Source organism: Citrobacter sp. Cpo061 (assembly GCF_030332845.1).
Taxonomy (GTDB): Bacteria; Pseudomonadota; Gammaproteobacteria; order Enterobacterales; family Enterobacteriaceae; genus Citrobacter; species Citrobacter portucalensis.
The window spans coordinates 354,946-368,307 of sequence record NZ_JAOWHB010000034.1 but is presented as its reverse complement, the minus strand read 5'-3'; the positions used below and the strand labels follow the sequence as shown (position 1 = coordinate 368,307).

At 52.3% G+C, this 13,362-nt stretch carries 14 protein-coding genes; 7 read left to right on the top strand and 7 right to left on the bottom strand.

What is annotated here, in order from left to right:
• Both OGX97_RS05295 and OGX97_RS05290 read right to left on the bottom strand, forming a co-directional pair.
• Entirely contained in the window at positions 1-555 is a 555-nt protein-coding gene (locus tag OGX97_RS05295) for a phage polarity suppression protein (protein WP_006810292.1), read from the bottom strand.
• Positions 552-1,304: a phage polarity suppression protein gene (locus OGX97_RS05290; RefSeq protein WP_000214380.1), complete on the bottom strand. Its 753-nt coding sequence runs from the start codon at positions 1,302-1,304 to the stop codon at positions 552-554. The genes OGX97_RS05295 and OGX97_RS05290 overlap by 4 nt, the downstream gene beginning before the upstream one ends.
• A 905-nt stretch (positions 1,305-2,209) precedes the next feature.
• Between OGX97_RS05290 and OGX97_RS05285 the strand changes: the two genes are divergently transcribed.
• The 5 genes from OGX97_RS05285 to OGX97_RS05265 are packed head-to-tail and all read left to right on the top strand — an operon-like array spanning position 2,210 to position 5,907.
• Entirely contained in the window at positions 2,210-2,470 is a 261-nt protein-coding gene (locus OGX97_RS05285) for a helix-turn-helix transcriptional regulator (protein ID WP_001084853.1), read from the top strand.
• Complete coding sequence (locus OGX97_RS05280; protein WP_000761643.1) at positions 2,467-3,015, top strand: host cell division inhibitor Icd-like protein; 549 nt, start codon at positions 2,467-2,469, stop codon at positions 3,013-3,015. The genes OGX97_RS05285 and OGX97_RS05280 overlap by 4 nt, the downstream gene beginning before the upstream one ends.
• Complete coding sequence (locus tag OGX97_RS05275; RefSeq protein ID WP_001014979.1) at positions 3,015-3,239, top strand: hypothetical protein; 225 nt, start codon at positions 3,015-3,017, stop codon at positions 3,237-3,239. Before OGX97_RS05280 ends, OGX97_RS05275 begins: the two co-directional genes overlap by 1 nt.
• Complete coding sequence (locus OGX97_RS05270; RefSeq protein WP_000842358.1) at positions 3,236-3,559, top strand: DUF5375 family protein; 324 nt, start codon at positions 3,236-3,238, stop codon at positions 3,557-3,559. Before OGX97_RS05275 ends, OGX97_RS05270 begins: the two co-directional genes overlap by 4 nt.
• Positions 3,560-3,573: 14 nt before the next feature.
• A complete protein-coding gene (locus OGX97_RS05265) occupies positions 3,574-5,907 on the top strand; it encodes a primase-helicase zinc-binding domain-containing protein (RefSeq protein ID WP_006810290.1) in 2,334 nt (777 codons plus the stop codon).
• A gap of 369 nt (positions 5,908-6,276) precedes the next feature.
• Here OGX97_RS05265 and OGX97_RS05260 read toward each other — a convergent pair whose 3' ends face one another.
• The 5 genes from OGX97_RS05260 to OGX97_RS05240 form a co-directional block, all read right to left on the bottom strand.
• The gene (locus tag OGX97_RS05260) at positions 6,277-7,149 is read right to left on the bottom strand and encodes a phosphorothioated DNA-binding restriction endonuclease (RefSeq protein ID WP_267439785.1); all 873 of its coding nucleotides are present in this window, start codon (positions 7,147-7,149) and stop codon (positions 6,277-6,279) included.
• Between the two features lie 482 nt (positions 7,150-7,631).
• Positions 7,632-8,900, bottom strand: coding sequence for an NAD(P)/FAD-dependent oxidoreductase (locus OGX97_RS05255; RefSeq protein WP_279850993.1), 1,269 nt, complete (start codon positions 8,898-8,900; stop codon positions 7,632-7,634).
• Complete coding sequence (locus OGX97_RS05250) at positions 8,887-9,141, bottom strand: (2Fe-2S)-binding protein (RefSeq protein WP_008786074.1); 255 nt, start codon at positions 9,139-9,141, stop codon at positions 8,887-8,889. The genes OGX97_RS05255 and OGX97_RS05250 overlap by 14 nt, the downstream gene beginning before the upstream one ends.
• Positions 9,138-10,241, bottom strand: a complete 1,104-nt coding sequence (locus OGX97_RS05245; RefSeq protein WP_279850994.1) for an NAD(P)/FAD-dependent oxidoreductase — start codon at positions 10,239-10,241, stop codon at positions 9,138-9,140. The genes OGX97_RS05250 and OGX97_RS05245 overlap by 4 nt, the downstream gene beginning before the upstream one ends.
• Positions 10,238-11,179 (bottom strand): 4-hydroxyproline epimerase, encoded by a 942-nt coding sequence (locus tag OGX97_RS05240; protein ID WP_235125616.1) that lies wholly within the window; start codon positions 11,177-11,179, stop codon positions 10,238-10,240. The genes OGX97_RS05245 and OGX97_RS05240 overlap by 4 nt, the downstream gene beginning before the upstream one ends.
• A 308-nt stretch (positions 11,180-11,487) precedes the next feature.
• On the opposite strand from OGX97_RS05240, the gene OGX97_RS05235 reads away from it, so the two are divergent.
• Both OGX97_RS05235 and OGX97_RS05230 read left to right on the top strand, forming a co-directional pair.
• Positions 11,488-12,303, top strand: a complete 816-nt coding sequence (locus OGX97_RS05235; protein WP_008786078.1) for an AraC family transcriptional regulator — start codon at positions 11,488-11,490, stop codon at positions 12,301-12,303.
• A gap of 138 nt (positions 12,304-12,441) precedes the next feature.
• Positions 12,442-13,362: a dihydrodipicolinate synthase family protein gene (locus OGX97_RS05230; RefSeq protein WP_003830108.1), complete on the top strand. Its 921-nt coding sequence runs from the start codon at positions 12,442-12,444 to the stop codon at positions 13,360-13,362.

Sequence of the window (13,362 nt, the reverse complement as noted above, 5' to 3'; positions counted from 1 at the left end):
TCAGCACACTCCTTTTTCATTAAGTCGATTAAGGCGGGCCAGGAAAACTTTATGTTGTGCCGGGGTGAAACTGGCTGAAGCATCAGCGCGCATTGATGCATCCACCGTTAATCCGGTTTCGTCGATAATGCTCTTATATGCTGCTGGAATTACCGGAGTACGGACTTCCGTTTGTCGGGCTACAGCGGTTCGTAATATTTTCATTGCCGCCTCAAGCCCGTATGGTGCGCAAAGAAAAGGAGCCAGAGCGTCAGTGAGTGCATCACCATGCTCGCTCATGAAGTTTTCCGTTGCGCTTGTAACACAGCTTTCCAGCACAATCTGGTGAGCATAAAGACCATCCCGGGCGGCACAGTTAATCTGCCATTCGAGGAGTGCAAGACGCTCACGAAGATCCTCAAGCTGGCTGGCATATGCTGCGGGTTTTTCTTCAGTATCCAGCAAAGCAGCCAGACGAAGCTGGCTGGTACTTTGCACATTACGTAGTGTCAGCCAGCTTTTTATTGCCGCGCGGTAATCGTTGAGAGCTTCCTGAGTAATGGTTCCGGTATTCATTCCTTCTCGCCCCCTTTAGCCATGTCACGCTGTTTAAGCATCCGGGAACGTGCTGCAGGGCTGGGTGATTGTCTGGCATCCTGTATGGCTTTATCGTCCGCATAAATGCTGATCCCCGGCAGGGCAATATCATCCGTTGAAGATACGTTACAGAACAGTGCCGGAGTGGTGAGTTGCTCGCTGATAAATTGCTTCAGCACACTTTCGGGGTCGTTTACGGTATGAACTACACCGATAACAGAAGATGCGCTTCGGCCCAGAGTCATTTTCAGCAATCCAAGGATCTGAATAAGTTTCTGGCCGTGTTCCTTCATAAACTCATTCCAGAGCCACACTGCATGAGTTTCAATCAGGTGATTATGTTCGCTGATGTAGCGGTTTGCAGCATCCGCAGTTTTCCATGGCAGGAATTCATTTTCTGCAGCCTGAGCAGCCAGCAAATCTTCGAACTCATCTAGTGTTTCGCGTCCTAGGGCGATTTCTGCCCGCAGTTTTTTCATTCGTGGCGTCATATTCCCCTGATTCTCACGAAACAGGTTTCGCCATTCATCATTAAGCGCCTGCGTCTCCGTTTTTGTATCTTCCTGACGTTTACGGATAGTTTCAGTCATTGCAGCGGCTTCGGTTTGTTTTCGCCGTTCTTCCTGCCAGACAGCTTTTGCTGCCTTAACTTTTTCCACCGCTTCGCGAATTTTCGGCGGGAGGGTGGGGGTAATGTTTGCATCAGAGATCTGGTTAACAGTTGTCATGGCTGCTCCGGTAGTGTTTTGTTGTTGTGTCAATTGTGCCGGGGTCCATACAAGCGCACTACCGAGGAGGATTGTGTCAGTGACTGAACAATGACCTTGTTCTGGCTAGCCAGAGAAAGGTGTCATGTCTGATCTACACCCTTCCTTTAATACATACTATTCACTACTGTTCACTTCAATAAAAATATAGTAAATACATGTGGTTAAGTGGTGTAGTGTTTTAATTAAAGTGATCATCTACTGTTCATGACTGTTCACAGAGATAAAATTAAACATATATTTATTTTTCATATAAGTCGCGATATTTATTTCAGTTTATTACTGGAGCTTTTCTCATCACCAATATTCACCAGTATTCAATACATATTCTATGTAAAGAATAAAAGATGTCTTATGTCTGTTTAATAATTGAACATTCAACCTCCCTGCACTCAGTTGCATTTCAGGGAAATATTCATAAAAATGAATTTGTCTGATGTTCATTAAACACATCCGGATACATGCGGAAGTAAGATGGTAATTTAATTTCTTTAATCATCGGATTTATTGATACACATGGTGAGCTGTTTATTTTTGGCCGTTTTTGGCTCTTTTATTAATCAGGTATTGTCTTAGTGCTTATGATGTAAAGCCCTGAATGATATGGGCTGGTTCAGATTTGAGCTGTGATCCTGCCTAGTGTAATAGACTTTTTTATTATTGATGCTCCTTATTATATTCCATAAAGGAATTGTTTGTTTTTGTTCGTTTCATACGGTTTTTAGCTGTTTTATTTTTTGAGAAATCAACATTTCACACAAAATAAATAAAGCATGCGCGAGCCGCTTATATAAACATAATAAGGAACTACCTGAATCCGCATGGAATTGCCCGGACTGTTGTAAACATATTAGAGAGGTAGCCAGATGAATAGTATTTCCGTTTCCACCCCGGCACCAGCTGCTCCGGTGCTCCCGGTTCCGGCTCAGCAGGAGCGCTTCATACGATTACCTGAAGTGATGCACCTTTGCGGGCTATCCCGTTCAACCATCTACGACCTTATCAGCCGCGATGCCTTCCCGCAGCAGATATCCCTGGGTGGAAAAAATGTGGCCTGGGTACAGTCGGAGGTCAGTGCATGGATGGCGGCGCGAATTGCTGCCCGCGAGCAAGGAGGCCATGCGTGAAACTTGCTTTGCAGTCTCATCTCCTTTTTTCTGGCTTGCGTCCTGATATCTTTTCCAGGTATAGTTTTCCCGCTGCCGCAAAATCGGCTGCCGGGCGTAGGAACCCGAGTTACTTATTGGCGACACCAGACGCGCCGTGCGTCTTTTTTTACGTCGTTGCTCAGGCACACCCATTTTTCGGGCTGCGGTGCTTATACCTTAGCCCCTTTCAGATAATGGTGGTCCGGGCGGGGCAGCCTTCGGGCTGGCCGGTTTCCAATAAGGCCGGTATTCCTACCCCCGTTCGGGTCACCACCCATGAGCGTAGGAACTCCGGTGGTGGCATTTACCGCTACTTATTGGAGGTTGCCCTTATGGCTACGATCCTCGCCCCGTCACATCCTCAATTTATATTTGTTTTTGCCGCCGTTCGTCGTGCAGAACGTAAACCACGTATCAGTATGCTGCGTATCATCGCCAGCAATGAGCATCATGCACGTCTTTCACTGGTCCATGAGTATGTGCTTTGTCTTGCTGCTCGCCTGCCTGTCCGGGAGGTGATCTAATGAATCACGCCGCAATCTCTTATGACGATATTCTCCGCCTGAAGCATCTTCGTAACGTGGGAGAGTTTGTCACTGGAATGGCTGTTCTTCAGGATTGCTACGAAAAACCTGCCAGTGCTCAATGTGAACAACTGGTTTCCCTGATTTATCTGATGACAGAGCAGCTTGATGGCGTGGTACAGCGTTGCCAGGATGACCTCATGAACATGGAGGTGGTGCAATGAAATCACGCACTCTTTCCCTTTCACTTCGGGTAGCGTTGTATCGCCGCGCGGTAGCCTGCGCCTGGTTGAGTGCCTGCTATCAGCAAAACCGCCATCTGCAGCTCACTCTGGATGAAATTGAAACCGCTATTGCCCGTGAGCTTGAAGGATTTTATCTGCGACAGCACGGGCAAACAAAAGGCATGGAAATCGCCTGCGCCCTGCTTTCAGACCTGATGGAATACGGCCCTCTAATGTCCTGTCCCGCACTCTCCCAGCTCGGAATAGCCGTAATGGATGAGTTATGCGTCCGTCACATCAAAAAGCCGGTTTTACACTGAGGGAGAACTGCGTCATGTCAGGAATGAAAGTCAGTCAGGCCGTGAAGGCTGCCCGCGGTCACTGGGCTCAGATTCTGCCAGCGCTGGGCGTGAATATATTGAAAAATCGCCATCAGCCTTGCCCGGTCTGTGGCGGTAAAGATCGTTTTCGCTTCGACGATCAGGAAGGACGCGGAACATGGTTCTGCAATCAGTGCGGAGCCGGGGATGGTTTAGCGCTTGTCACCAGGGCACTGAATGTGGATATCAGTGAAGCAGCTGACAGGATACATGGACTGACACATGATCTGTCTATAGTTAATTCCGAGGTCAGGACGTTAACCGCCGATACCGATAGCGGGAAAGATGCAGCGGCAGCACTTGCCGCGCGACTGCTGCAAGCCTCGCGTGAATCTGCCGGAAACACTTATCTTACACATAAAGGTTTCCCGGAGCATATTTGCCATGAGCTGACTTCAGCTCATAAGGCCGGCGGGGTGATGTTCCGCCCCGGTGATTTGATCGTCCCACTCTATAACGCTGACGGGGAGCTGGTGAATATTCAGCTTATCAGTGGCAATGGTAGCAAGTGTTTTCTTAAAGGAGGTCAGGTTAAGGAGGCCTATCATCTGATAGAAGGGGGCGGGAGTTCTGTAAGAAGGATTTGGATTGCGGAAGGTTACGCCACGGCGCTTACCATTCATTATTTGACAGGAGAAGCCGTCATGGTGGCATTTTCGTCGGTCAACTTTCTTTCTCTGAGCAGCGTTGCCCATAATAAGTATCCTGGATATCAGTTAATTATTGCAGCGGACCGCGATCTGAATGGTTCAGGCCAGAACAGGGCTGAAACTGCTGCAAAAGCGAGTCAGTGTGACATTGTGCTGCCACCGGTTTTTGGTGACTGGAATGATGCGCTTACCCAATACGGAGAGGAATCCACCCGGAAGGCAATTCTTGAGGCTTTGAAGCCACATAACGCCAGTCCTTTCGACACAATGAGTGAAGCAGAATTCACAGCGATGAGTGTCAGCGAAAAAGCTCAGAGGGTTCGGGAGCATTACAGGGATGCACTGGCGGTTGATCCGAACGGGCAGCTTTTATCCCGCTACGAGTCTGGAGCGTGGAAAGTTATTTCTCAGTCAGATTTTGCCCGAGATGTCGCAGCCCTTTTCCAGCGCCTCGGGGCACCGTTTTCCTCAGGAAAAATTGCCTCACTGGTGGAAACATTAAAGTTAATTGTTCCGCAGCAGCAAAATCCGTCACGTCATCTGATTGGTTTTCGTAATGGCGTTCTCGATACGCGAACAGGGCTTTTTAGTCCGCACTGTAAAGAGAACTGGCTGCGTACCCTGTGTGAAGTCGATTTCACGCCACCGGTAAAGGGGGAAACGCTTGAAACTCATGCCCCGGCATTCTGGCGTTGGCTGGACCGGGCCGCCGGACACAAGCCAGCAAAACGTGACATTATTCTTGCAGCGTTATTTATGGTGCTAGCGAACCGCTATGACTGGCAGCTCTTTCTGGAAGTGACTGGCCCTGGTGGAAGTGGCAAAAGTATTCTGGCTGAAATTGCGACCATGCTTGCTGGAGAGGATAACGCCACCTCTGCGACCATTGAAACGCTGGAGTCCCCGCGAGAACGTGCGGCTCTGATAGGTTTTTCTCTTATTCGCCTGCCTGATCAGGAGAAGTGGAGCGGCGACGGCGCCGGGCTTAAGGCTATAACTGGTGGCGATGCAGTATCTGTGGACCCCAAATATCAGAATGCTTATTCAACACATATTCCGGCGGTTATCCTGGCCGTAAATAATAATCCTATGCGCTTCACTGATCGCAGTGGTGGTGTGTCCCGCAGGAGAGTTATTCTGCATTTTCCTGAGCAGATAGCACCGGAAGAACGCGATCCGCAGTTGAAAGATAAAATTGCACGAGAACTGGCTGTGATTGTTCGTCAGCTCATGCAGCGTTTCAGCGATCCGATGAGCGCCAGAACATTGCTTCAGTCGCAGCAGAATTCTGATGAGGCTCTCACCATCAAGCGTGATGCTGATCCAGCATTTGATTTTTGTGGCTACCTTGAGGCATTACCTGACACCAACGGCATGTTTATGGGGAACGCCAATATTGTCCCGCGCCAGCCACGTACGTACCTTTACCATGCCTATCTCGTATACATGGAGGCTAATGGCTTTAAAAATACCCTTAGCCTGACAATGTTTGGCAAAGGGCTACCAGTTATGCTGAAGGAATACGGGCTAAATTATGAGAAGCGGCGAACTAATCAGGGAATGCAGACTAACCTCACTTTAAAAGAGGAAAGTAATGCAGACTGGCTTCCCAAGTGTGATGAGCCAACAATCAAATAATTACAACTAACCCGGCTGATGCCGGGTTTCTTATTGGAAACGTACGAATGTAGAGATAGCAGTTCACTCTTCACCTAACTGTTAATACATAACCAATTGATATATAAATTAAAAGTTGCAGAGTGAATAGTGTGCATGGTTTTGCGAAAAAAAAGTATTTTTTGTTGAGTCAAGTCCCGGTTTGGATCCGTTTAACGGAACCTAACTGGATTGACTATTTCTTCGATAATTTTTGGATAAATAATCAACAAAAATCAAAATGTGAACAGCGATTGGAGGGGGCACAAAAGGGGGCATAATTGAATTGATTATGAATAAAATCCATTTTTTACAACAATTTAAATGAATGTGCGAGTCCGGCCTTCGCACTCACCCTCTAAACACCTCCTTCCTGTGCCACTCCACAAAACCTTCTTTTGGATAATTCTCGCGCATCATCGGTAGAGCAATCTCCTTCCCGTCGAAATCCCAGAATAGTCTGCCCACCATGCCGCTGCCATTTACTGCGGGTGACACCTGAACTCGCATACTCTCATCCAGCCCAATCGAACCTTTATCAAATGCTTTATGGTGGATTGCACACAGCGCCAGGCCGTTCGAAATCTCGCACGGACCGCCGTGCTGTTTCCATTTGATATGGGCGGCTTCCAGGGCAACCGAAGTGCTGTCGTGGCGCATATTGAAGCCACAAATGGCGCATTCATAGTTATAGGCACGCAGAACCTGCTGGCGGAACAATGGGTCCCGCTGTTTGCGGATTTGCAGGATATCAAACCCCAGTTCATCCGCGATCTCTTCCTGGATGCTTTCGGTGAAGTGAGCCTCGAGAATTTGCTGTGCCAGGGTGTTAATGAGGTTGTTGCTCTTTTTCAGCAGGGCAAAATGTTGTTCATCAAAGCCTCCGGCAACGTTATGCGCCACCAGTTCTCCGGCAGGGGGCTGTTTGCTGCTGCCGGATGTTGAACAATGCTCGGCGTTTTGTAGCTCCCAGAACCCATCTCCCTGTAAGCGCCAGAAGGGCATATCCGGGCGATACTGCGCGCGTTGCGGTCCAAATCGCTCCAGCAGGCTATGCAAGGGGTCGCGAACTTCTGAACCGTAATCAAACAGGCGACCGTGACCCTGCTGATACCCCGCCAGCACATGAAGCAGCAGCAGAGGCTTGTGCGGCGCACGCTGCTCGCCTTTACGCCAGATGGTGATGTCGGCAATTGCCTGCTGCAGGGATTTACTGGAAGTCATTGATTTCATTTTCGGGTAAATAATTGCGATGATGCTCGCAAAATATCACTTAATCAAGCGTTGCTGTGTCTATTTCGGCCAACACTAAAAACAATATTCATTATCGAATTCGCAGATTAAATAAAACACTTTTTTCGCCATATTATTTTTAAGTTATTCATGCTCATTCATAGGGGGGGTATAAAAAACCTTTTTTTAGTAAGTGTTATTTTTATAACTATATGAAAAGAAAAGGTTATTTACTGGGGTGTTATGCTGGTTTCTGCTTGTTAATAAAAGCAATATTGGTAATTTGAAGTGTTGGGTTTATCATATTTTAACCATGAATTACATTCCCTTTATATTTTTGAATGTTTGGCATAAATAGGACGCTCGGTTCCCAATACACAGAGCGAAATAGATATGGGTGAAGATGAAAATTATTCCCTTTGACGAAACGGTCTACGGATACACCACATCAAAAAAGGCGCCAGTGGGCGCCTTTATACCTGACCATCACCCTCTGGTTTTGCGAGATGGATAAGCGTGTCGACACGCGCGGGGGAGAGCGGTTCGCGCGGCTGCGGCAGCGGCCAGCCGTACAGCCAGCGGGCGCTGGTGGCGCAGACTTTTCCCTGGCAGGCTCCCATTCCACAGCGTGAAGCGAGCTTTGCCGCCTGCCAGCTTTCGGCGTTTTGCACGTCGCCACAACGAATATCCTCACAACGGCAGAGCAGCATATCCGCGGTGGTCGCGGCTTTTAGCGACTCCGGCAGCGCAAACGTCGTATGCAACGCCTGGGCAAAACGCTGCCAGCGGGCGCGCGCGGAGATGGCGCTTTGGGCCTTTTGCGGACAATTTGCGGCGGCGTAGCCGGCAATTTCTCCCTCGGCTAACGCCAGCTCGCTGCCGCCAAAGCCGGTGCATTCTCCTGCCGCATAGATGTCCTGCACACTGGTGCGTTGATCCGCATCGACCCAAATAGCCTGATTTTCTGTTTTGCAGCCAAAGATTGCGCCAGGTTCTATATTCGGTACCAGCCCATAGCCAATGGCCAGCCTATCGCAAGCAATCTCGCGGGTTTGCCCCTGGTGGCGCACGGTCACTGACTGCAGACAGGTATCACCCTGCGCTTGGATGATCTGGCTTGCCGGATGATATCGGGCTGGAAAGAGCTCGCCGAACTGACGCAATTTTTCAGGCCAGCGCCATAGCCCGGTTGCGAAACGGGCCAGTGCGGTCATCGGGGCCTGTTCGATGATGGCGACAATATTCCCGCCAGCGCGTTTCACCGTACTGGCGACCGCCAGCAGAAGAGGACCGCTGCCTGCAATGACCACGCGTTCCCCCTTGAGTTGTAGGCCGTGTTTTATCTGCGCCTGCAGGCCTCCGGCCCCCGTCACATTGGGTAGCGTCCAGCCGGGAAAAGGCAGCGAGAGTTCTCTGGCGCCGCAGCATAAAATCAGCCGCTGCCAGCGGATTTCGCCGCAGTCGTCTGCGGTTTCGAAGACTACGGAATGTGGGTCGGGGCGGGCAATTAGCCGGGCTCCGCTCAGCAGTGTGATGTTGGGATGTTCAGCTACCGCCTGACGAAGCCGCCTGGCGTCCCGGGGGAGCGAGACCTGCGGCCCGTCGCGCCAGATTTGCCCGCCGGGGCGCGGGTTGTCATCAAGGATTATCACTGATTTTCCACAGCGTGCGGCAGCCAGTGCCGCCGACAACCCGGCTGGCCCTGCGCCAAGGATCAGGATCTCACAGTCAACGCTTTGCATGATGGCTCCTTTCAATCACCATTTCGGGCTGGCATTCCGTCTGGCAGGCCAGCACCCGGTGTCCGTTCACCGTGACGCGGCACTCCTGGCAAACGCCCATTCCGCAGAAGGGCGCGCGCAGTTGACCACTCACCGAACGACGGGTCACGCCGTTGCCCACCAGGGCCAGTGCTGCGGCAATACTCATTCCGACGGGAACCTCACAGCTCTGGCCGTCGATAATCACGTTCAGGGTCGTCATGCGATGGCCTCCTGCTTGTGCAGACGTGCGGGGAGCCAGGCGTCCGGGGATACCGCCGGGTGCTCGCCAAGGATCTGGGCGCAAAGTAACTCGGCGGTTGCTGGCGCGGTTGTGACGCCCAGTCCTTCATGTCCCAGCGCCAGCCAGATACCCGGACGCGCAGGATGTGGGCCAATCAGCGGGTTACCGTCAGCCGATGCCGCGCGAAAACCGCTCCAGCAACGGATGATATTTAGCGTCTCCAGAGAGGGTAAAAAATGGCGCGCTCGCGCCAGCATCTGTGCCAGCAGGGGGAGGTCAACCTCGCGGTCGGTGTTATCAAACTGGCGGGAGGAGCCAATCAGCAACTGTCCGGTGGGGCGTGGCTGAATGTTAAATGCCACTGAGGTGCCGCCTGCATGGGCGCTGGCACCGTATCCCAACTCTACCAGCTGGTGGCTGAGCAAGGGGCCGTAGCGGTCGGTGATCGCCAACTGGCCTTTTTTGGGTATGAGCCAGTTTTCACCCAGCAGCATATTGGCACCCAGACCGCTGGCGATGACGATGGCGCGTGCACGCAGTCGTTTACCGCTGTGTAGGGTGACGTAAGGGGCATCAACAGAGAGGGCGCTATCCCGAAGATGCGTTAAATTGGCATCGTTAATAAACCAGCGGGCGACGTTTGGGGCGTAAACTATCCCGTCGCCGGGGACCCACAGCCCGCCAGCGAGTCCGGTGGTGAGCAGCGGTTCGCGCGCGGCAAGCCGATCGCGGGTCTGCATTTCACTGACAACCTGGTATTGTGCCATCCGTTGTTTTTTTTCTTCTGCCAGCGCAAGCTCTTGCGGCGTTTCCGCCAGCCACAGCGTGCCGCATCCGCGCCAGGCACAGCTTTCCGGCATCCGGGGCGTCAGTTTGCGCCAGCACGCCAGAGACCAGGCGGAGAGTGCGAGCTCCGCAGGATCGTCATCCATGCACACCAGGTGACCCATACCTGCCGCCGTCGCGCCCGCATTGCCGTCATCGACCAGCGTGACTCGCTGCCCGCGAGCGGCCAGTTGCCAGGCGCAGGCGGCCCCGATAATCCCGGCACCGATGACGATGACGTCACTTTCGATCACAGCGAGATCCCCCAGCAGAACGGATCTTCAGGATTGAGGATCAGTCGGTTGTCACCACAGACCCATGCCTCCCCGCGGATTGTTGGGACGATCTTGTCGCCATGCGGCACGAAATGCGCCGTAAATTCGCTGCCGATGATGCTCGCCTGCCGCCAGGATTCTCCGGATTTGAGTTTTCCGTCCTCTGCCAGACAGGCCAGCTTAGCGCTGGTGCCGGTGCCGCAGGGCGATCGATCCCAGGCTTTTCCGGGGCAGAGTACAAAGCTGCGGCTGTCCGCGCGATCATCTTCTGCAAACAGTTCGATGTGATCGATAATGCCGTTATGTTCGCCACGGATGCCTGCACGATCTAACCCTTCACGGATTGCCCATGCGTACTCCGTCAATTCAGGGATCTTTTCCGGCGAGACCGCGAACGGATGATCGTTGACGAGGAAGAACCAGTTGCCGCCCCAGGCGATATCACCCGTTACCGTACCGTGGATGGTTTCAACCTGTACCTGCTTACGCCAGCGGTAGGCCGGCACGTTTTCGACCGAGACGCTGCCGTCTTCGTGCAGCGTGGCGGTCACATCGCCCACCGGCGTTTCAATCAGATGTTTACCGGGTTGAATGCGCCCAAGCCATGCCAGCGAGGCAATCAGCCCGATGGTGCCGTGACCGCACATGTTCAGAAAGCCGCAGTTGTTAAAGAAGATGACTCCCGCCGTGGCCTGTGGCGAAACTGGCTCACAGAGCAATGCACCGACCAGAACGTCGTTACCGCGCGGCTCAAGAATAATGGCTTTACGCCAGTCGTCGTAGTCGCGGGAAAAGCGCTCGCGACGCTCGCTCATGTTCCCCGCTCCCAGATCCGGAAAGCCGTCGATGACCAGGCGAGTGGGTTCACCGCCGGTGTGAGAATCAATCACTCTCAGTTCACTGTACTGTGCTGTCATAGGATCTCCGGGAAGTTAATATTTTGTTGCTAAATGCTGACGCAAGCCTTGCGTCCCGGCTTGATCGCTTTCGTCACCGCAAATGACGAAATCAGCATAATGACCGCTGTCATCGTTAAGGCATTATCATATTTATTTGTTATTAATCATTTTGTTAGTGACGTGGTAAACCAAAATAGGCAACTGCGCCAGTGGCTGGAAAAGGGGAAATTATAAATCTACGGCAGGATCGCAAAACACAGTAAGGATGCTTGCTAGGTTAACAAAAAGTTAATAAATATTCAGATCACTAATCGGGAGGAAGCGTGATGTCCTGTGTGATTAATGATGTGCGGGCCCCGTCGCCGGTGCCTGAAGTGGCTGAACTTAGCCAGATATGTGAGGGGTTGGCGCGTCAGCGTCCGGACAATATCCAGACGTTGCTCCATGCGATGGCATTGATTGCGCCGCTGCTCAATGCCATTCCGAATGTGGTTTTTTTTATCAAAGATGTGCAGGCCCGCTATTTAATGGTCAATATGACCCTGGCACGACGCTGCGGGTTTAAGACGGTGGTTTCTCTGTTGGGTAAAACCTCTGCTGATGTTTTCCCTTCAGCGCTTGGGCTGGGCTATACCGAGCAGGATATGCGGGTGCTGCGCGAAGGGGTAACGCTGCGCGATCAGCTGGAAATGCATCTCTACAACGGTCGTGAACGCGGCTGGTGTTTGACCCAGAAGCTGGCGCTGCGGGATGCGCAGGGCCAGGTCATCGGTATGGCGGGGATTTCACACGATCTGCAGGAAGCGCAAGCGCGTCACCCGGCGTGGCAGCGGCTGGCGATCGTCGACGATCATATCCGCAACCATTATCACCGTCCCATCGCGATGGAAGAGCTAACTGCCCTGAGCGGCATGTCGGTGGCGCAAATTGAGCGCTACTGTAAGCGTATTTTTCATCTCACGCCGCGCCAGATGATCCACAAAGTTCGGCTGGAAAAAGCCACCGAACTGCTGGCGGGCGATACGCCGATTACCGATATTGCGTTGCAGTGCGGTTATACCGATCACAGCGCGTTTAGCCGCCAGTTTAAGGCGATGACGGGCTCTACGCCGCGTGATTTTCGTATTACGCTTGCCGGGTAAGACACACTCACTGTGCTAATTTCGTCATCAAAGAGGAAGAAAACCACCAAGCAGTCGGTCGCCTGAAACGTCAATCTGTCAGTGAATATTCACCATTCATTCACTTTAAATTAACAAATTGACGACAAGGAACCGAACATGAGCAAGAAAGCCATTCACTGGAGCGGTGTATTCCCGGCAGTCAGCACCCAGTTTCGTAGCGATTATTCCCTGGATCTGGATGCCACCCATACGGTGATGAAAAACCTGGTCAAGGATGGTGTTTCTGGCCTGGTGGTGTGCGGCAGCGTGGGGGAGAACACCTCTCTGACCACGCAGGAAAAGCTGCAGATCATCGAAGTAGCGAAAGATGCAGCGGGCGGTCAGATCCCAGTCATTGCGGGGGTGGCCGAATTCACCACCGCATTTGCACAGAAGATGGCGAAAGAGGCAGAGCGCGTGGGCGTCGACGGTATTATGGTGATGCCTGCGCTGGTGTATTCCTCAAAACCGCATGAAACAGCGGCCCACTTCCGCAGTGTGGCTACGGCTACCGACCTGCCTATCATGGTGTACAACAACCCGCCGATTTACAAAAACGACGTGACGCCGGATATCCTGGCGACGCTTGCCGACTGCGACAACATCGTCTGTTTCAAAGACTCCTCCGGCGATACCCGCCGTTTTATCGACCTGCGTAACTCTGTTGGCGACCGCTTTGTGCTGTTCGCTGGGCTGGATGATGTGGTGGTCGAGAGCATTGCCGTTGGGGCGGAAGGCTGGATCTCCGGAATGTCGAACGCCTTCCCGCGTGAAGGGGAGACGTTGTTCCGCCTGGCGAAACAACAGCGTTATGAGGAAGCGATGGCGCTTTACCGCTGGTTTATGCCGTTGCTGCATCTGGATGCGCGCCCGGATCTGGTGCAGTGCATCAAGCTCTGTGAAGAATTGCTGGGGCGTGGCAGCGCCATTACCCGTCCACCGCGTCTGGCGCTGGAAGGGGATACCCGTGCGCAAGTGGTGGCGATTGTTGAGAAGGCGCTGGCGACCCGTCCACAGCTGCCGGATGTTGGCCTTTAA

Bases quoted from the DNA above. Each gene is read 5' to 3' on its own strand.
- OGX97_RS05295 (WP_006810292.1), bottom strand. From the start codon at position 555: ATGAATACCGGAACCATTACTCAGGAAGCTCTCAACGATTACCGCGCG.
- OGX97_RS05290 (WP_000214380.1), bottom strand. From the start codon at position 1,304: ATGACAACTGTTAACCAGATCTCTGATGCAAACATTACCCCCACCCTC.
- OGX97_RS05285 (WP_001084853.1), top strand. From the start codon at position 2,210: ATGAATAGTATTTCCGTTTCCACCCCGGCACCAGCTGCTCCGGTGCTC.
- OGX97_RS05275 (WP_001014979.1), top strand. From the start codon at position 3,015: ATGAATCACGCCGCAATCTCTTATGACGATATTCTCCGCCTGAAGCAT.
- OGX97_RS05270 (WP_000842358.1), top strand. From the start codon at position 3,236: ATGAAATCACGCACTCTTTCCCTTTCACTTCGGGTAGCGTTGTATCGC.
- OGX97_RS05265 (WP_006810290.1), top strand. From the start codon at position 3,574: ATGTCAGGAATGAAAGTCAGTCAGGCCGTGAAGGCTGCCCGCGGTCAC.
- OGX97_RS05260 (WP_267439785.1), bottom strand. From the start codon at position 7,149: ATGACTTCCAGTAAATCCCTGCAGCAGGCAATTGCCGACATCACCATC.
- OGX97_RS05255 (WP_279850993.1), bottom strand. From the start codon at position 8,900: ATGCAAAGCGTTGACTGTGAGATCCTGATCCTTGGCGCAGGGCCAGCC.
- OGX97_RS05250 (WP_008786074.1), bottom strand. From the start codon at position 9,141: ATGACGACCCTGAACGTGATTATCGACGGCCAGAGCTGTGAGGTTCCC.
- OGX97_RS05240 (WP_235125616.1), bottom strand. From the start codon at position 11,179: ATGACAGCACAGTACAGTGAACTGAGAGTGATTGATTCTCACACCGGC.
- OGX97_RS05235 (WP_008786078.1), top strand. From the start codon at position 11,488: ATGTCCTGTGTGATTAATGATGTGCGGGCCCCGTCGCCGGTGCCTGAA.
- OGX97_RS05230 (WP_003830108.1), top strand. From the start codon at position 12,442: ATGAGCAAGAAAGCCATTCACTGGAGCGGTGTATTCCCGGCAGTCAGC.